Below are 19,625 nucleotides of genomic sequence, written 5' to 3' on the forward strand. Positions count from 1 at the left end.
CGCAAAAGTACGAACTTATCCCTAAAACACAATCAAATTAATGTCACTATTTGGCATATCAAACCAATCACCAATCGATTTATTGGTTAAAATTCCATGATAAAAATAGATTCCATTTTTTAAACCACGATTACACCGAATAGCACTTTCAATTCCGCCATCTTCTGCGATTTGAATTAAATAGGGAGTCAAAATATTACTGATAGATAACGAAGCTGTTTTGGAATATCGCGATGGAATATTAGGGACGCAATAGTGAATTACATTATTTTTAATGAAAGTTGGTTTTTCATGCGTGGTAATTTCTGAAGACTCAAAACAACCACCTGTATCGATGCTCACATCTACTATTACTGCCCCTTTTTTCATGTGTTCTACCATTGTTTCGGTCACGATGATTGGGGTGCGATTTTGTCCACGAATCGCTCCAATGGCCACATCGCAACGTCGCAACGCTTTTAAAAGTGATTTTGGCTGAATGGTTGATGTAAATATGGGTTGATTTAAGGTGTTTTGTAAACGACGTAATTTGGTAATGGAGTTATCAAAAACTTTGACACTCGCTCCTAAACCAATAGCAGTTTTTGCTGCAAATTCGCCCACGGTTCCAGCTCCAATAATCACTACTTCTGTTGGAGCTACACCGGTTATATTTCCAAAAAGCAGTCCTTTTCCATGCTCATTATTAATCATTAATTCTGCTGCAATTAAGATGGAAGCTGTTCCTGCAATTTCGCTTAACGATTTGACAGCGGGGTAGGAGCCATCATCATCTTTTATAAATTCAAAAGCAAGAGCGGTAATTTTCTTTTTGGCTAATTTTTCAAAGTACTCTTTTTTTCGAGTTTTTAGTTGAATGGCAGAAATAATAACCGTATTGATATTAACCATTTCAATTTCTGCAGTAGTTAGCGGTTCAACTTTTAGAATCATCGGACAACCGAAAACTTTTTTAGGGTCTTGTGTAATTTCTGCCCCTGCATCACTGTACTCTTTATCGCTGTAACTGGCAGATTCACCAGCACCGGCTTCAATCAAAACACGATGACCGTGTGAAACCAATGAACTCACCGCATCTGGCGTCAAGCAAATTCGACGTTCTTGAAAAGAAGTTTCTTTTGGAATGCCGATAAATAATTCACTTTTGTGACGGGCAATTTCAAGTTTTTCTTCTTGTGGAATCAATTGCTGTTTTGAAAAAGGAGATAAAGCCATAACTAATACTGTACTAATAAGTGTCTAAATTAGCATAAATTTTGCAATTAAAATATTTTTTTTTCAGGAACAGCTTCTAATTGAAAAGAAATTTTTAAAAAAGAGTGATTTAGCTGATTCGTATTTTTCGATTTCCGTTTTCAAGTACTTCTAAGGTAATAACGCTGTGGTTTTCAGGGATTAAGTTTGGAATTTTTTCTGCCCATTCTATAAAGCACCAATTGCCAGAATATAAATAGTCTTCTATTCCAAAATCAAATGCTTCTGATTCATTTTTTAGGCGATAGACGTCAAAATGATATACCAAACCGTCCTTTGCTTGGTATTCATTAACCAATGAAAAAGTCGGACTCGAAGTTGCTTTTTTCACTCCTAGAGCTTTTGCTAATGCTTTGATTAAAGTGGTTTTTCCCGCTCCCATTTCACCGTGAAACAAAATGACTTTTGCTAAATTTTGATTGAGGATTTGTTGAGCAATGCTATCTATTTCATTTAAATTATAAATATATTCCATGAAAATGAATCAGTTAAAAACGATTTTAAAAATTTATTTAGGATTAAAAACTAAAAAGGGAATAATCATCTCTTCTAAAGAAATTCCGCCATGTTGATACGTATTTCGGTAGTAACTGACGTAGTGATTAAAATTATTTACATAAGCCAAAAACAAATCGCTTTTCGCAAAAATAAACGAACTACTCATGTTAATAGCAGGAAGTCCAATTTTTTTGGGGTCTTTAACGGCGTACACTTCTTTGTCTTCATAAGTCAGACTTCTCCCTGTTTTATACCGAAGGTTTAAACTCGTGTTTTTATCGCCAATTACTTTAGATGGATGTTTCACATTAATCGTTCCGTGGTCGGTTGTTAAAATTAATTTGAAACCCATTTGTTGTGCCAGTTGAATCATCTCTAAGAGAGGCGAATTTTTAAACCAGCTCAAGGTCAAGGAGCGATAGGCTTTATCGTTTGAAGCCAATTCTTTCACCACTTCCATTTCTGTTTTAGCATGTGAAAGCATATCTACAAAATTGTAAACAATCGTTGTTAAGTCGTTGTTTTTTAATCCTTTAAAATTGTCAACTAGTTTTTTTCCGTCTTTAAAATTGGTGATTTTATAATATTCACTTCTAATATTTAATCCCAAGCGTTTTAATTGAGCAGCTAAAAATTCTCCTTCATATAAGTTTTTTCCGCCTTCTTCGACATCATTTAACCAATATTGCGGAAATTGTTTTTCCATTTCTAACGGAGTTAAACCCGAAAAAATAGCGTTTCGAGCATATTGCGTTGCAGTGGGCAGCATCGCATAATACGCCATTTCTTTTTCAAGTTTATAGTGGTTATTCACTACACTTTCAAAGGCTTTCCATTGATCATATCGCAAGTTATCAATCACTACAAATAGTATAGGTTTGTCTTTTTTGACTAATTCTGGAACGACATATTCTCGAAATAATTTGTGTGATAAAATGGGTTTTTCTGCTTTATCTTCAAACCATTTTTCGTAATTTTTTTCGATGAATTTTCCAAATTGCGAATTAGCTTCTGCTTTTTGAGATTCTAGAATAGAAATCAAACCTTGGTCTTCAATATTTTCTAGTTCAATTTCCCAAAAAATTAATTTTTTATAAAGTTCGGTCCAATCTTCAAAACTATTCACCATGGCCAAATCCATTGCGATTTTTCGAAATTCCTTTTGATAATCTAAGGTTGTTTTTTCTGAAATCAATCGCGAGTGATCGAGGTTTTTCTTTAAAGCCAACAAAATCTGATTGGGATTGACCGGTTTAATCAAATAATCGGCAATTTTAGAGCCAATGGCCTCTTCCATGATTTGTTCTTCTTCACTTTTGGTAATCATGATAATTGGTACCGCTGACTTTTTTTCTTTCATTTCAGAAAGGGTTTCTAATCCGCTCATACCGGGCATATTTTCATCTAAAAAAACAATATCAAATTGATTTTCATCAAAAATATCAATAGCATCTCGGCCATTATTACACGTGGTCACGGCATAGTTTTTATTTTCTAAAAAGATAATATGTGGTTTGAGCAAATCAATTTCATCATCTACCCAAAGAATTTTTATTTTGTCCATAAAATGGTTTGTTTATTTAAGGTGCAATTTAACACTTATCGAACGCTAGAAGTATTAAAGTTATTGTAAAATTTAAAGCTATTGCCAAAGATTAAAATTCAGTATATTTGTTTTCTCAATTTTAATTTACGTGAGTCAAACGAATAAACTTAAAATTTTTAACGATCCAATTTATGGATTCATTACTATTCCCAACGAATTAGTTTTTGATTTAATTCAGCATCCTTATTTTCAACGTTTACGGCGTATATCCCAAATGGGAATGGCTTATTTGGTTTATCCTGGTGCACATCATACTCGTTTTCATCATGCGTTAGGAGCCATGCATTTAATGCAAAAAGCGGTTGAAGTGCTTCGGTTTAAAGAAATTTCTATTTCTAAAGAAGAAGAAATGGCACTTTATATTGCCATTTTATTGCATGATATTGGACACGGACCTTTTTCGCACGCAATGGAAGAAAGTATCGTAGAAAAAGTGCATCATGAAGCTATTTCTTTATTGTTTATGAATCAATTAAACGATCAATTTGAAGGTCAATTGAGTTTAGCTATTCAGATTTTTAAAGGAGCGTATTCCCGTAAATTCATGTTGCAACTCATTTCTAGTCAATTGGATATGGATAGAATGGATTATCTAAAACGCGATAGTTTTTATTCTGGGGTAGCCGAAGGAAATATCAATTCCGAACGATTAATTCAGATGCTCAACGTGGTGGATGATACCTTAGTGATGGAAGAAAAAGCCATTTATTCTATTGAAAAATTTTTGATGGCCAGACGGCTAATGTATTGGCAAGCTTATTTGCATAAAACAAGTTTGGCAGCAGAACATATTTTAACGCGTACTTTGAAAAGAGCGAAAGAACTGACTCAAAAAGGAATGGTTTTACCCTGTAGTGAGTCGTTACAGTTTTTTTTACAACATAAAATAGAAGAAGAAGATTTTACGAACGAAAGTTTAGAAAAATTTGCTCAACTTGATGATTTTGATATTATTTGTGCCTTAAAAGCATGGCAAAGTCAACCCGATTTTATTTTAAGTTCGCTTAGTAAAATGATTATCAATCGGGATTTGTTAAAGATAAAATTAAGCAATGAAAAGTTTGATAAAGAGTTGTTAAAGACCTATAAACAAGCGTTAACGGATATTTATCCGATTACTTTTGCTGAAGCCAGCTATTTTGTTTTTAAAGGAAAAATTAAAACCATCGGTTATAACAAAGAAATTGAACCCATCCGTATTTTAAAGAAAGATAAAACGGTAGAAGATGTGGTCGATTCATCAGATCAATTAAATTCAAGAGCCTTTTCTAAACCAGTAACGAAATACTACTGTTGTTTTCCGAAAGTACTCTTAGAAAAATAAGTTTAAATAGTAGTTTTTTTATATTTTTGTCGGAATGAAGTTTACTGCAACACAAATAGCAACCATATTAGAAGGCGAAGTCATTGGAAATCCCAATGTAGAAGTCTATAAACTATCTAAAATTGAAGAAGGGTCAATGGGCTCACTTACTTTTTTGGCCAATCCTAAGTATGTTAATTTTATTTATTCTACCAAGGCATCGCTCGTAATAGTTAATAAATCATTTGAACCAGAATTTGAAGTGTCTGCTACGCTGATAAAAGTAGACGATGCTTATAAGTCTTTTTCAAAGTTATTAGAATACTACAACCAAGTGAAATTGATGAAATCTGGAATTGAGCAACCATCTGTTATTTCAGAAGGCGTAACTTATGGTGAAGGCTTGTATTTAGGAAGTTTTTCTTATGTTGGAAAAAATGTAAAAATTGGTTCTAATGTAAAAATTTATCCCAATAGTTATATAGGCGATAATGTGATTATTGGCGACAATTGTGTCTTTTTTGCTGGAGTTAGAATCTATTCTGAAACAGAAATCGGAAATAATTGCACAATTCATTCCGGAACAATCATCGGTTCAGATGGATTCGGATTTGCACCAAAAGAGGATGGAACATATGATAAAGTTCCGCAAATTGGAAATGTCATCATAGAAGAAAATGTCGAAATTGGTTCTTGTTCTACGATAGATCGAGCTACATTAGGCTCGACTATCATCCGAAAAGGAGTGAAGTTAGATAATCAAATTCAAATTGCTCATAATGTTGAGATTGGTGAAAACACTGTGATTGCAGCACAAACGGGCATAGCAGGCTCTACTAAAATTGGAAAAAATTGTATGATTGGCGGACAAGTTGGCATTGTCGGACATTTAACCATAGGCGATGGTGTTCGCATTCAAGCCCAATCTGGAATTGGAAAAAGTTTAAAAGATGGCGAAACCGTTCAAGGGTCTCCCGCTTATAATTATGGTGATTATAGTAAGTCCTATATTCACTTTAAGAATTTGCCGAAAATTGTGAATGAATTAGAAGATCTTAAAAAAACGATAATAAAATAAACATGGAAAAGTCGGTAAAACAAAAAACCATAAAAAATGAAATCACGTTAAAAGGGGTAGGTTTACATACGGGTCTTGAAGTGACCATGACGTTTAAACCAGCACCAATTAACAATGGCTTTAGTTTTGTTCGCGTAGATTTAGAAGGGCATCCTATTATTGAAGCCGATGCTACGTATGTTGTCAATACGCAAAGAGGAACGAATTTGGAAAAAAACGCCGTAAAAATTCAGACCTCAGAACACGTTTTAGCGGCTTGTGTAGGCTGTGATTTAGACAATGTTATTATTGAATTAAATGCTTCAGAACCACCAATTATGGATGGTTCCTCCAAATATTTTGTCGAAGCTTTAGAGCAAGCAGGAATTGTAGAACAAGATGCCGATAGAAAGGTTTATGTGGTAAAAGAAGTTATTTCCTATACCGATGAGGCGTCGGGAAGTGAAATTCTTATCATGCCATGTGATTCTTATCAAGTAACTGCAATGGTTGATTTTGGTACGAAAGTACTAGGTACGCAAAATGCTACTTTAAAATCGATGTCCGAATTTAAAACAGAAATTGCCGATGCAAGAACATTCAGTTTTTTACATGAATTAGAATCTTTATTAAACAATGGTTTAATTAAAGGAGGCGATTTAAATAATGCAATTGTTTATGTGGACAAAGATATTTCTCCAGAAACAATGAATAATTTACGCGTTGCTTTTGGAAAAGACAAGATTTCTGTCAAACCAAATGGGATTTTAGACAATTTAACCTTGCATTATCCAAATGAAGCAGCACGACACAAATTACTTGATGTGGTGGGCGATTTAGCTTTAGTCGGCACTAGAATTCAAGGAAAAGTTATTGCTAACAAACCAGGGCATTTTGTGAATACACAATTTGCTAAAAAACTTTCAAAAATAATCAAGATAGAGCAACGGAATCAAGTCCCAACCTATGATTTACATCAAGAACCATTGATGGATATTCATAAGATTATGGCTATGTTACCACATCGTCCACCTTTTTTATTAGTGGATAAAATTTTTGAGTTATCTGATAAACATGTAGTGGGATTAAAAAATGTAACAATGAATGAACCCTTTTTTATCGGACATTTTCCTGATGCTCCAGTAATGCCAGGTGTTTTAATCATTGAAGCCATGGCTCAAACGGGTGGGATTTTGGTGTTGAGCACCGTTCCCGACCCAGAGAATTACTTGACTTATTTTATGAAAATTGATAATGTTAAATTCAAACAAAAAGTATTGCCAGGTGATACCTTACTATTTAAATGTGATTTAATTTCGCCAATTCGACGCGGAATTTGTCACATGCAAGCCAATGCCTATGCCAATGGTAAATTAGTTGCGGAGGCAGAATTAATGGCACAAATTGCAAAAAAACAATAAAAAGTATAAAAGAATAGGTGGTTGGTCGCAGGTAATTGAAATGCCTACAATCCACAACCTAAAACCTAAACTATATGAATCAACCCTTAGCCTATGTTCACCCGGGAGCAAAAATCGCTCGAAATGTAGTTATCGATCCGTTTACAACCATTCACAATAACGTAATTATTGGCGAAGGTACTTGGATTGGCTCTAATGTTACCATCATGGAAGGTGCCCGAATTGGAAAAAATTGTAATATTTTTCCAGGTGCGGTGATTTCAGCAGTACCACAAGATTTGAAATTTGGCGGTGAAGATTCGCTAGCGATTATCGGTGACAATACTACCATAAGAGAATGTGTAACTATTAATAGAGGAACCGTTGCCTCTGGTCAAACCGTTATTGGCAATAATTGTCTAATCATGGCCACGGCACACGTCGCACACGATTGTCATATTGGTGACAATGTAATTATTGTAAATGGCGTTCTTTTAGGAGGCCATGTTACTGTTGGTGATTTTGCGATTATTGGCGGACTGTCTGCGGTACATCAATTTATTAGCATTGGAGACCACGCCATGATTTCTGGTGGTTCGCTATTGCGTAAAGATGTTCCTCCCTTTACAAAAGCGGCAAAAGAACCTTTGTCTTATGTCGGAATTAATTCGGTAGGCTTAAGAAGAAGAGGATTTTCTACCGATAAAATAAGAGAGATTCAAGAGATATATAGAATTTTATATCAAAAAAATTACAATACAACCCAAGCATTAGCTAAGATTGAAGGAGAAATGGAAGCCACGCCAGAACGAGATGAAATTTTAGATTTCATAAGAAATTCTTCCAGAGGAATCATGAAAGGGTATACAGGAGTTTAAAAAATTAAAATAATAAAAATAAAATAATGGCAAGTACATCAGATATTAGAAATGGATTATGTATCAAACACAATCACGATATTTACAAAATTATTGAGTTTCTTCACGTAAAACCAGGTAAAGGGCCTGCTTTTGTTCGAACTAAATTAAAAAGTTTAACCAACGGAAAAGTGTTAGACAATACGTTTTCTGCTGGACACAAAATTGATGTGGTTCGAGTAGAAACACATACCTTTCAATTTTTATATGCAGAAGGAACAGATTTTCATTTTATGAATACCGAATCATTTGAACAAATTACCTTAAACAAAGATATTTTGGATGCTCCAGATTTATTAAAAGAAGGAACAATGGTGATGGTTCAAATTAATACAGAAACAGATTTACCTTTGTCTGTAGATATGCCCGCTTCTATTGTTTTAGAAGTCACCTATACCGAACCAGGAATGAAAGGAAATACGGCTACAAACGCAACTAAACCTGCACAAGTAGAAACTGGAGCTTCTGTCAATGTTCCTTTATTCATTAATGAAGGAGATAAAATCAAAATAGATACAGCTTCTGGAAATTATATGGAAAGAGTAAAAGAATAGGTGAATGCCAATTCAAAATCAATATTAAAACAAAGAATTTATGAAGTTTTCAAAAACGTATTCGCTTAAAGCTATAGCTCAAATTATTGGCAGTGAATTTGTTGGAGACGAAAACTTTCCTGTTCATGGCATGAATGAAATTCATGTTGTAGAAACCGGAGATATTGTATTTGTAGATCATCCCAAATATTATGACAAAGCGTTGCAATCTGCTGCAACTGTTGTTTTAATAAACAAGAATGTAACTTGTCCAGAAGGCAAAGCGTTGTTGATTTCTGATGATCCTTTTCGAGATTTTAATAAATTAACTACTTATTTTAGACCGTTTGTGCCTTCTAAGGAAACTATTTCAAGTTCGGCACAAATTGGAGAAGGAACTAAAATCCAGCCCAATTGTTTTATCGGAAACGAAGTGAAAATTGGAAAAAATTGTTTAATTCATGCCAATGTAGTTATTTATGACCATTGTATCATTGGCGATGACGTGGTTATTCAAGCGGGAACAATTTTAGGGGCAGATGCTTTTTATTATAAAAAGAGGCCTGAAGGTTTTGACCAATTGCAATCCGGCGGTCGCGTAATTATAGAAGATAAGGTCGGAATTGGTGCTTTATGTACTATCGATAGAGGCGTAACGGGTGATACAACTATTGGTGAAGGAACAAAATTAGATAACCAAGTACATGTTGGTCACGACACCGTTATCGGAAAAAAATGTTTAATTGCGGCTCAAACCGGTATTGCGGGTTGCGTAATTATTAAAGATGAAGTAACTATCTGGGGCCAAGTAGGTACCACCAGTGGCATAACTATAGGTTCAAAAGCTGTCATAATGGGACAAACTGGCGTGACAAAATCGATTGAAGGAGGAAAAAGTTATTTCGGTACTCCAATTGAAGAATCTAGAGAAAAACTAAAACAACTAGCCAATATCAAACGAATTCCTGAAATGTTGGAAAAATTAAAATAAAATGAGTCCAAAAGAAATAGTTCTTGATTTTTATAATTCTGATGCCTTGTACAATAGTACAACGTTAGAAAGTTTTTTGCATGAAGAGGTAATTTTAGAATGGAACAGTAGTAAAGGTTTTGTCAAAAAAGATCGTGCGGGCTTACTTCAAATGGCGAACGATTTAAAAGTTGGCTATGAAACGTTTGTGGTGCAAATTCACCATATTGTAGCAGAAGATAATTTAGTATCAGTTCATTATACCCATTTTGGCACTACGATAGAAAACCCACATCACATCAATCGGTTGGCCTATTTCTTTGCTATTTGGGAAGTTCGCGACGGTAAATTATTCCACGGCTATCAAATGAGTCAGTTGCCATAAACCAAAACGATAAAATAATATTAAAAACGATAAAAAAGTAATTGCTATCTTTGCGTAAAATATTACTTTTGCAAAAGAAATTTATAATCAAACAAACATAATTATGAGCGTTTTAGTCAATAAGGATTCAAAAATAATTGTTCAAGGTTTTACAGGAAGTGAAGGAACTTTCCACGCTTCTCAAATGATTGAATACGGGACCAATGTGGTTGGTGGTGTAACACCAGGAAAAGGTGGAACAACCCATTTAGATCGTCCGGTTTTTAATACAGTTCAAGATGCTGTTGAACAAGTTGGAGCAGATACCACTATTATTTTTGTACCGCCAGCCTTTGCAGCCGATGCAATTATGGAAGCAGCAGAAGCTGGAATTAAAGTGATTATTACGATTACTGAAGGAATTCCAGTAGCCGATATGATTAAAGCGTATGCTTATATTAAAGACAAAGATTGTCGCTTAATTGGACCAAACTGCCCAGGTGTTATAACGCCAGGAGAAGCAAAAGTTGGTATTATGCCAGGTTTTGTTTTCCAAAAAGGAAATGTGGGTATCGTTTCTAAATCAGGAACGTTAACTTATGAAGCAGCTGATCAAGTGGTAAAACAAGGATTAGGAATCACTACTGCCATCGGAATTGGTGGCGACCCAATTATTGGAACAACAACCAAAGAAGCGGTAGAATTATTGATGAACGATCCAGAAACAAAATGTATTGTGATGATTGGTGAAATTGGAGGTCAATTAGAAGCCGATGCCGCACAATGGATTAAAGCAGACGGAAATCGTAAACCAGTTGTTGGTTTTATTGCAGGGGTAACAGCTCCAGTAGGTAGAACAATGGGTCATGCTGGTGCAATTGTTGGTGGAGCAGATGATACAGCAGAAGCAAAGAAACGCATTATGAGAGAATGTGGAATTCATGTAGTCGATTCGCCAGCAGAAATTGGTAAAAAAGTAAAAGAAGTATTAGGATAAAACCTTCAAATAAAAATGATGATAAGCCTTGAAAATTCAGGGCTTATTTTTTTTGAATAAAGTATTGACAGTAATAACAACAACAAGTAAACAATGTATAAAGAAGTAAATAAATTTAAAAATAGTGGAAGTTTTCAGTTTTCCCCTTCAGATGAATTAGAAGTAGTTTGTAATGCTCCAATGAATGCCAGTGGTGTCTTTTTGGTCTATGCCATTGAAGAAGAAGAAAAGGTTTTAATTATGGTTGGTTCTACCGGAACAGTTCAAAACGACGGTACGTTAAAAGCCAAAAACGGCGGTCTTTTTGATAAAATTGTAAACGGTCATCAATTTGCAAAAACAGCTCGCAAATATTCATGGAAAACACAATTAAAGCTAGAAAAAATAGAAGCGGTAGAGGTTTTTTGGTATGAAACCTATACTGATAAAACAAAAGTGATTCCAACATTTGTCGAAGCACAAATTTTGCAATTGTACTTAAAAGAAAACGGGAAATTACCAAAATGGAATGTGGCTTTTTAATATTTTAGTATATAGAGTGCAAGCCTTACTTTTAGTAAGGCTTTTTTTGGTTTTAAAGGGTTGATATTAATATATTTGCAATCTAAATATTTGTTATGAAAACTAACTACTTATTGATTATTGGCTTATTCTTTACTAGTCTCTTAAGTGCTCAAATTCTCACTATTCCAGATGTGAATTTTAAAAATAAACTGCTATTATCTAATGTAGGTTCTAACCAAATTGCAAAAAATGCGGCCGGTGTTTTCATAAAAATTGATGATAATAGCGATGGCGAAATCCAACAGACTGAAGCAGACGAAGTGGTTTATTTATCCGTCTCTTATTCTAATATTGCTTCTTTAGAAGGAATTACTAGTTTTACTAACCTTGAAACTTTGTTTTGCGAAGGAAATTCACTTACTACTTTAAATGTTTCTGCCCTTACAACTTTGAAAGATATAAATTGCAATTTTAATATGATTGCTAATCTAAACATTAGTGGGATGCAAAGCATTGAAAAGCTTCGATACATTAGTAATCAGGCTAGTTCTTTAAATGTAAGTGGTTGTACAAATTTAAAATGGCTTGAATGTTGGAACAATGCTCCTATGACTTCCTTGGATGTGAGCGGATTAATAAGCCTAGAATTATTGTACACCCAATCTAATTCGTTAACTAGTATCAATTTGGCTAATTGCACTTCGTTAGTAAATTTTAAATGCGAAGGAAATGAATTGCCAACACTAGATTTATCAGCCTTAAACAGTTTGCTGTTGGTTTATTGTGATGGAAATAATCTTACTAATTTGACTATTGATAATCTTCCAAATCTTGAAACTTTGCGTTGCGAGGAAAATGGAATGACTTCATTGACTTTATCTAATTTGCCAGCTCTTAAAGGTTTGTATTGTTATGATAATTTGTTGATGTCTCTTGATTTAGCTAGTTTAACTAATCTTGAATCGCTTGATTTTTCTAGAAATTCGCTAACTACTTTTGATGGGAGCAACCTTTCTAAGCTAAATTATATTGTCGCTACCTATAATACGCCATTACAAAACCTTTTTTTAAAGAATGGAAAGCAGGAACAATATATCTTTATCAATAACAACCCTAATTTGCGATATATTTGTGCCGACGAATCGGATTTAACCAATGTACAAGGTCAAATTAATTCGTATAATCTGAATTGTCATGTCAATTCTTATTGTTCTTTTGTGCCAGGCGGTGCTTATTATACCATGGAAGGTCAAGCAACTTGGGATTTAGATGCTAATGGTTGCACTTCCACCGATACGGGTTTTCCTAATTTGAAATATGCCATCTCAAACGGTACGACTACCGGCTATTTAATCGGAAATTTATCTGGCAATTATACTATTCCTGTCACTTTAGGTAATTATACTGTTACCCCAGTTTTCGAAAATCCTACCTATTATAATGCCAACCCAACCAATATAACTGTAAATTTTAATAACGAAGAGTCACCAGCCATCAATGACTTTTGCATTACGCCAAACGGGGTTCATTCTAATTTGGAAGTTGTGATAAGTCCCATTTTGGTGGCTATTCCGGGTTTTGATGCCAAGTATATGGTGATTTATAGAAACATTGGAAACCAAATAGAAAATGGTATGATTACCGTAAACTTTGCCGACGCGAGTTTAGACTTTGTTACTTCAAACCCAAGTGTTTCTTCGCAATCGCAAAACGTGCTGACTTGGAATTTCTCTAACTTATTGCCTTTGCAAACCCGTGTGATTTATTTCACATTGAATGTAAACTCGCCCATGGAAATGCCATCCGTCAATGCCGGTGATATTTTGACGTATACTGCCACGATTTCCTCTGCTAATACCGATGAAAATTTAGTTGATAATACTGCTGTTCTTCATCAAACCGTTGTCAATTCATACGACCCCAACGACAAAACCTGTTTAGAAGGAAATACTATCACCCCAAGCATGGTGGGTCAATACGTTCATTATATGATTCGTTTTGAAAACACCGGAACTTTCCCAGCTCAAAATATTGTCGTAAAAGATATGATTGATGCCACTAAATTTGATGTTTCATCACTCATTCCGTTGCATTCAAGTCATGATTATAGTACTAGAATTTCGAGCAATAAAGTAGAGTTTATCTTTGAAGGAATTAATCTTCCTTTTGACGATGCTAACAATGATGGCTACTTGGTTTTCAAAATAAAAACAAAATCAACTTTAGTTTTAGGCAATACGTTTACCAATAACGCCAGCATTTATTTTGACTACAATTTCCCAATAATTACTAACACTACGGCCACAACCGTAACGGCATTGAGCACACAAGATTTTGAATTCAACACTTATTTTACCATTTATCCAAATCCTGCCAAGCAAACGTTGAATATTACTACTAAAAACGAAATAGGAGTGAAGTCTGTTGCGATTTATAACACCTTGGGTCAAGTTGTGTTGGCGTTTACTAATGCAGAAACACTTTCTAGTCTTGATGTTAGCCAATTAAGAACGGGAGCTTACTTTATTAAGGTAATAACCGACAAAGGAACGGCTTCAAAGCAATTTTTAAAGGAGTAAGAAATAGATAACATCATAGAAAGGTTTCCTGATAAGGAAACCTTTTTTTTTACAAATTTAAACAAGAGTGTTCTTCATTAAAACTTAAAAGAATTAAAAAACTAAAAACTGAACTTACAAAATTAAATAATCAAATAATTTAAAATTATTATTCTCGTGAAAACGGGAAATTACCAAAATGGAATGTGGCTTTTTAATTCATTGCAAGGATTTTGACTTTTTTTACTATTATCTTTTAAAAAGCATTCTTTTTTAAACATTAAAATAATAGTATATTTGAACTTTATATTTTAAATCCAAGTTATATGAAATTATTAGAAGGAAAAGTGGCCATTATTACGGGAGCAAGTCGCGGAATTGGAAGCGGAATTGCAAAAGTTTTTGCTCAACAAGGAGCAAATGTAGCTTTTACATACAGTTCTTCTACCGAATCAGCCTTAGCTTTAGAAAATGAATTAATTGCTTCAGGAACAAAAGCAAAAGGATACAAATCCAATGCAGCCGATTTTAATGAAGCTCAAAAATTGATTGAAGATGTTTTAGCAGAATTCGGAACAATTGATATTCTTATTAATAATGCCGGAATCACAAAAGACAACCTTTTAATGCGAATGTCCGAAGAAGATTTTGACAAAGTAATTGAAATCAACTTGAAATCGGTTTTCAATATGACTAAAGCAGTCCAAAAAACAATGCTTAAAAACCGTAAAGGTTCCATTATTAATATGAGTAGCGTCGTTGGCGTAAAAGGTAATGCGGGTCAAGCCAATTATGCCGCTTCTAAAGCAGGAATGATTGGGTTTACCAAATCAGTAGCGTTAGAATTGGGCTCGCGAAACATTCGCTGCAATGCCATCGCTCCCGGTTTTATCGAAACTGAAATGACAGCCAAATTAAACGAAGATACCGTGAAAGGTTGGAGAGAATCTATTCCGTTAAAACGCGGTGGAACACCCGAAGATATTGCTAATGTTTGTGTGTTTTTAGCTTCCGATATGAGTGCCTACGTAACCGGACAAGTGATTAATGTTGATGGCGGAATGCTTACCTAAGTTGCTATTTTGCTCCAATAAACGACATAAAATAATAAACTTGAGCCACTCACTATTTTTTAGAAGCTAATCCTGCTATTCGTTCCAAGTTTTTAAAGAAAAATTAAGTTTTGAAAGCCACCTCAAGAGCTTCCGTTGGTCGCTTTTAGTTGGCAACAAAACTAAAAATTTTTCTTCAAAAAGCTTTCCTCTGCTATCAGGGCTAACAAGTGCAAATACATAAATCAGTTTTAAAATAATACAATTACTACTAAATGACCACAAACACCGTGCTTTTACTTTTACTTTCAGTTCTACTAGCCGGAGTAGTGTCATATTATCACTATTTTTATAAAGCTAAAAACAAGTCAAAAGTAAATTGGGTTTTAGCTTTGTTGCGGTTTTGTTCCATTTTCGGATTATTGTTGCTTTTAATAAATCCAATTCTTTCTCGAAAAACAATCGAAATACAAAAAATTCCTTTGCCAATCGTGGTCGATAATTCGACATCTATAACGGTTCTTCAAGCAAATGAAATGACCGAAAAAAGCTATCAGCAACTTATCAGCAACTCAAAATTAAAAGAAAAATTTGATTTGCAAACCTTTCGATTTTCCTCAGAACTCGAAATGGTGGATACCTTTGACTTTAAAGGAACGCAAAGCCGATTAGACCTCGTTGGAAAAAACTTGAAAAGTCGCTTTAAAAGCAGTAATCATCCCACCGTTTTAATTTCAGATGGAAATCAAACGCAAGGAAGCGATTTTGTTTATGCTTTTGACGAATATAAAGCAGTTTACCCAATTGTTGTAGGCGATACCACCACGGTACTCGATTTAAAAATCAGTCAACTCAATGTTAATAAATATGCGTTTGTTCGCAATCAGTTTCCGGTAGAAGTTTTTCTATCGTATGCTGGTAACAAACCCTTGACAACTGATTTTACAATTTCTAATGGAAAATCGGTCGTTTATAAACAAAAAGTTTCTTTTTCTACCAATCAAAATTCGCAACTCCTTTCGGTATTATTGCCCGCAGAAAAAGTGGGCGTAGTAGTTTATAAAGCAACGCTTTCTTCTGTGGAAACAGAAAAAAATACCTATAATAACACAAAGAATTTTGCAGTCGAAATTCTAGATCAAAAATCAGAAATTGCATTGGTTTCAGAAATTAATCATCCCGATTTAGGAGCTTTAAAAAGAGCTATTGAAACGAATAAACAACGTCATGTTACAATTCTAAAACCGAACCAAATTAATTCGTTGCAACCCTATAACATTTTAATTTTCTATCAACCAACCACTGCATTTAAAGCAGTTTTCGAGAAAAATCAATTGGCCAAATTAAACACTTGGATTATCACCGGAAAATCTACTGATTTTTCATTTTTAAATCAGCAACAAGCTCTTTTTGATTTTAAAATGAGTAACCAAAAGGAAGATTATTTGGCTAGTTTTTCCAATCAGTTTAATTTGTTTTCTATAGAAGATATTGGTTTTACTAATTTTCCGCCGCTAGAAAATGCTTTTGGTACAATTACCACCAAAACAAAAGTAGAAAACTTGCTCACAGCACGAATTTCTTCGGTTGAGTTGAATGCTCCGCTACTGAGTTTTGTAGAGTACCAAGGCAATCGTTTTTGTTTTCTATTTGGTGAAAATAGCTGGAAATGGCGACTTCAAAGTCATGTAGACAATCAAAATTTTGATAAATACGATCAATTTATAGATAAAACCATACAGTTTTTAGCAACCAATGACGCTAGAAAATCATTAGTGGTAACACATGAAAATTTTTATAATTCGGGTGATGCAATCGAAATTAAAGCTCAATTCTTTAATAAGAATTATGAGTTTGATGACAATGCTCGCTTGTCTATTACCATAAAAAACAAAAGTACAAATCAAACCAAAACGTATGATTTGTTAAAAACCGCCAATGCGTTTAAGGTTAATTTAGACGGTTTGCTCGCGGATAATTATTCGTTTACAGTAAACGAAAATAATTCAAATACTTCTTATTCTAGCTCGTTTGAAGTCTTAGATTTTGAAATTGAAAAACAATTTGTCAATCCAGATTATGCCAAACTAAATCAATTGGCCCAACATACTAAAGGGAAAACCTATTTAGCTAATCAAGTGGAATCGCTCGTGGAATCATTACTTCAAAATGAAGATTATAAACCCATCCAAAAAGAAATTATCAAGAAAACACCTTTGATAGATTGGTTTTGGTTGTTAATTTTCATCTGTTTCACTTTAGCAGCGGAATGGTTTATTCGAAAATACAACGGCTTGTTGTAACTTAATATTTGCTTAATACATCATTTTGGTATTTCATATTTTGGTATTTTGAGTTATTTTTACACTAAATAAATTCAAATAAAAAAGTATCTCATCGTTGGTATTGCTTCAAACCGCAAAGAAAATGCATTGATTTGCGGCATAATCATTATTTCAAAAGTGGTAGTTAGTAGCGGATATTATTTCTTTTGGAATTAAATTTGTACAAGATAAATGAAAATTTTAGTGGTTGAAGACGAAGTAGGAATTGCCTCTTTTTTAAAACAAGGTTTAGAAGAAGAAGGTTACGAGGTGTTAATTGCCACCGAAGGAGAAGCAGGGCTTGAAATGGCCCTTATTCAAAAACCAAAATTGATTCTTTTAGATTGGATGCTTCCCAATAAAAGTGGGTTAGAAGTATGTTTAGCATTTAGGAAAGAAAATACGCAAACGCCTATTATTTTTTTAACAGCAAAAGATACTGTTCAAGAAACCATCGAAGGTTTAAAAGCGGGAGCAAATGATTATATCAAAAAACCATTTAGTTTTGACGAACTAGTTCAACGTATAAAAATTCATTTTCGAACGCAAAATGATTCTAAAACACTTACCTTGGGTAATATCACGATAGATAAAAATACCTATCAAGTATTTGTTGATAATAAGGAAGTTTTATTGACACATAGAGAATTTGAATTGTTAGCCTATTTAATCGATAATAAGGGAAAAGTGTGTACCCGAAATAATATCATTGAAGAGGTATGGAATATCCATTTTGAATATGATACTGGGGTTATAGATGTCTTTATGAATGCTTTACGAAGAAAACTAAGCTTGTCTAAAGAACATGATTTAATTAAAACAATACGCGGAGTAGGATATATTGCCAATGAATAATTTTTTTAATTTTTCGTTTAAAAACAGAATTGCTTTTAATTATTTAGTAAGTGGTGCTTTTTTAATTGCTTTTGTTTTTATATTCATTTATCAAACCGTTAACTATTCTGTTAATCAGCATGTTAACGAAGAAATTCAGGAAGAGTTAGCTAAGCATCTCGCGGATGTTGTTAGTAATGAAAAAGAAGCTTACTTTATTCAAGCCGATCATTGGTTGGCTAGAGAGCACAATTCAATTAATGTAAATCCTGTTTTTGTAGAACTTTATGATGAAAATAAAAAACTCATCGATAAATCGCCCAATTTAAAATCGTCTGATTTAGGTCTTCAATCTCCTGATCAAAACAATGTTTTTATCAATACTACGTTAAATTCAATCCCGATTAGGCAAATTCAAACAACAATCAAGAGTAATCATAAAACGGTTGGTTATTTGATTGTGGCCATGTCTTTAAAAGATTTTGAAATTGTTGAAATTCTAAAAAATATATTGCTCATTTCATATCCAATTATTTTAGTTGTTTTGTTTTTAATTGCTCGATTTTTTGCTGGGAGAAGTATTCAACCCGTGAGTTCAATCATGGGAATTTCGAGTAAAATAACCAAAGATAATTTGTCAGAAAGAATTCCACTACCTTCCAATAAAGACGAATTGTATTATTTATCTGAAACCATAAATAGTTTATTAAATCGGATTGAAAAAGCAATTGAACGAGAAAAGCAATTTACCTCAGACGCTTCACACGAGTTAAGAACGCCATTAGCAGTAGTAAAAGGAACAATGGAAGTGTTGATTCGGAAGCCTAGAAATGAAGCAGAATATAAAGAAAAAATTAATTTTTGTATTGCTGAAGTCGATCGGTTAAATTACCTGATAGACCAACTCTTATTATTAGCCCGTTTTGAAAATCAAAAACAAAATAACAAACAAGAAACTGTTTTTTTAAACGGTTTGTTTTTTGATTCTTTAATTCGGTATTCCGATAGTATTCAAGCAAAACAGATAAAGGTTATTACTCATTTTGATCAAGATTATAATGTGACTTCAGACCATTATCTTTTATCCATTATTATTGAAAACCTGCTTTCCAATGCAATTAAATATAATCGGGTAGAAGGGCAATTAATCCTTTCAATAACCAAAACAGACAAGGGAATTAGTTGTACTATTGCCGATACGGGTTTGGGTATTAACGCAGAGAATATTGAAAAAATTTTTAATCCGTTTTTTAGGTCTCATGGAACAAATCATCCGCAAATAAAAGGGTCTGGACTTGGTCTTTCTATTGTGAAACGACTTTGTACTATTTTGCAACTAGAGATTTCTGTAAAAAGCGAATTACAAGTAGGAACCGAATTTGTTTTAAACTTTCCTTTAGCAAAACTTAAGTAGTTCTTAAGTTTATTCGTAAATTTATACTATATTTTTGTAG

The 19,625-nt window shown here is 33.7% G+C and carries 17 protein-coding genes; 14 read left to right on the forward strand and 3 right to left on the reverse strand.

Annotated elements, in window-relative coordinates:
- Positions 1-21 precede the first annotated feature (21 nt).
- The 3 genes from PHR76_RS04070 to PHR76_RS04080 form a co-directional block, all read right to left on the reverse strand.
- Positions 22-1,215, reverse strand: a complete 1,194-nt coding sequence (locus PHR76_RS04070) for an alanine dehydrogenase (protein WP_300058829.1) — start codon at positions 1,213-1,215, stop codon at positions 22-24.
- A gap of 109 nt (positions 1,216-1,324) precedes the next feature.
- Positions 1,325-1,729, reverse strand: a complete 405-nt coding sequence (tsaE, locus tag PHR76_RS04075) for a tRNA (adenosine(37)-N6)-threonylcarbamoyltransferase complex ATPase subunit type 1 TsaE (protein WP_300058831.1) — start codon at positions 1,727-1,729, stop codon at positions 1,325-1,327.
- A 33-nt stretch (positions 1,730-1,762) separates the two neighbouring features.
- A complete protein-coding gene (locus tag PHR76_RS04080) occupies positions 1,763-3,316 on the reverse strand; it encodes a bifunctional response regulator/alkaline phosphatase family protein (protein WP_300058833.1) in 1,554 nt (517 codons plus the stop codon).
- Between the two features lie 130 nt (positions 3,317-3,446).
- Here PHR76_RS04080 and PHR76_RS04085 point away from each other — a divergent pair, with 130 nt between their 5' ends.
- The 14 genes from PHR76_RS04085 (at position 3,447) to PHR76_RS04150 (ending at position 19,585) form a co-directional block, all read left to right on the forward strand.
- Positions 3,447-4,682, forward strand: coding sequence for an HD domain-containing protein (locus PHR76_RS04085; protein ID WP_300058836.1), 1,236 nt, complete (start codon positions 3,447-3,449; stop codon positions 4,680-4,682).
- 34 nt (positions 4,683-4,716) lie between these two features.
- Positions 4,717-5,739 (forward strand): UDP-3-O-(3-hydroxymyristoyl)glucosamine N-acyltransferase, encoded by a 1,023-nt coding sequence (lpxD, locus tag PHR76_RS04090; protein ID WP_300058838.1) that lies wholly within the window; start codon positions 4,717-4,719, stop codon positions 5,737-5,739.
- A 2-nt stretch (positions 5,740-5,741) separates the two neighbouring features.
- Positions 5,742-7,139 (forward strand): bifunctional UDP-3-O-[3-hydroxymyristoyl] N-acetylglucosamine deacetylase/3-hydroxyacyl-ACP dehydratase, encoded by a 1,398-nt coding sequence (locus PHR76_RS04095; protein WP_300058840.1) that lies wholly within the window; start codon positions 5,742-5,744, stop codon positions 7,137-7,139.
- A gap of 74 nt (positions 7,140-7,213) precedes the next feature.
- Positions 7,214-7,996, forward strand: coding sequence for an acyl-ACP--UDP-N-acetylglucosamine O-acyltransferase (gene lpxA / locus PHR76_RS04100; RefSeq protein ID WP_300058842.1), 783 nt, complete (start codon positions 7,214-7,216; stop codon positions 7,994-7,996).
- Between the two features lie 26 nt (positions 7,997-8,022).
- Positions 8,023-8,589, forward strand: coding sequence for an elongation factor P (gene efp, locus PHR76_RS04105; protein WP_300058844.1), 567 nt, complete (start codon positions 8,023-8,025; stop codon positions 8,587-8,589).
- Positions 8,590-8,629: 40 nt separating this feature from the next.
- On the forward strand, positions 8,630-9,559 hold the full coding sequence (locus PHR76_RS04110) for a UDP-3-O-(3-hydroxymyristoyl)glucosamine N-acyltransferase (RefSeq protein ID WP_300058846.1): 930 nt from the start codon (positions 8,630-8,632) through the stop codon (positions 9,557-9,559).
- 1 nt (position 9,560) lies between these two features.
- On the forward strand, positions 9,561-9,923 hold the full coding sequence (locus PHR76_RS04115; protein WP_300058848.1) for a nuclear transport factor 2 family protein: 363 nt from the start codon (positions 9,561-9,563) through the stop codon (positions 9,921-9,923).
- A gap of 103 nt (positions 9,924-10,026) precedes the next feature.
- Positions 10,027-10,899 (forward strand): succinate--CoA ligase subunit alpha, encoded by an 873-nt coding sequence (gene sucD, locus PHR76_RS04120; protein ID WP_300058850.1) that lies wholly within the window; start codon positions 10,027-10,029, stop codon positions 10,897-10,899.
- Between the two features lie 93 nt (positions 10,900-10,992).
- Entirely contained in the window at positions 10,993-11,421 is a 429-nt protein-coding gene (locus tag PHR76_RS04125; RefSeq protein WP_300058852.1) for a hypothetical protein, read from the forward strand.
- 95 nt (positions 11,422-11,516) lie between these two features.
- Positions 11,517-13,982, forward strand: a complete 2,466-nt coding sequence (locus PHR76_RS04130) for a T9SS type A sorting domain-containing protein (RefSeq protein ID WP_300058854.1) — start codon at positions 11,517-11,519, stop codon at positions 13,980-13,982.
- A gap of 305 nt (positions 13,983-14,287) precedes the next feature.
- On the forward strand, positions 14,288-15,034 hold the full coding sequence (gene fabG, locus PHR76_RS04135; RefSeq protein WP_300058856.1) for a 3-oxoacyl-[acyl-carrier-protein] reductase: 747 nt from the start codon (positions 14,288-14,290) through the stop codon (positions 15,032-15,034).
- 254 nt (positions 15,035-15,288) lie between these two features.
- A complete protein-coding gene (locus PHR76_RS04140) occupies positions 15,289-17,316 on the forward strand; it encodes a hypothetical protein (RefSeq protein ID WP_300058858.1) in 2,028 nt (675 codons plus the stop codon).
- A 213-nt stretch (positions 17,317-17,529) separates the two neighbouring features.
- The gene (locus PHR76_RS04145; protein ID WP_300058860.1) at positions 17,530-18,192 is read left to right on the forward strand and encodes a response regulator transcription factor; all 663 of its coding nucleotides are present in this window, start codon (positions 17,530-17,532) and stop codon (positions 18,190-18,192) included.
- Entirely contained in the window at positions 18,185-19,585 is a 1,401-nt protein-coding gene (locus tag PHR76_RS04150) for a HAMP domain-containing sensor histidine kinase (RefSeq protein WP_300058862.1), read from the forward strand. Before PHR76_RS04145 ends, PHR76_RS04150 begins: the two co-directional genes overlap by 8 nt.
- Positions 19,586-19,625 lie beyond the last annotated feature (40 nt).

This window comes from Flavobacterium sp. (assembly GCF_028689845.1).
Taxonomy (GTDB): domain Bacteria; phylum Bacteroidota; class Bacteroidia; order Flavobacteriales; family Flavobacteriaceae; genus Flavobacterium.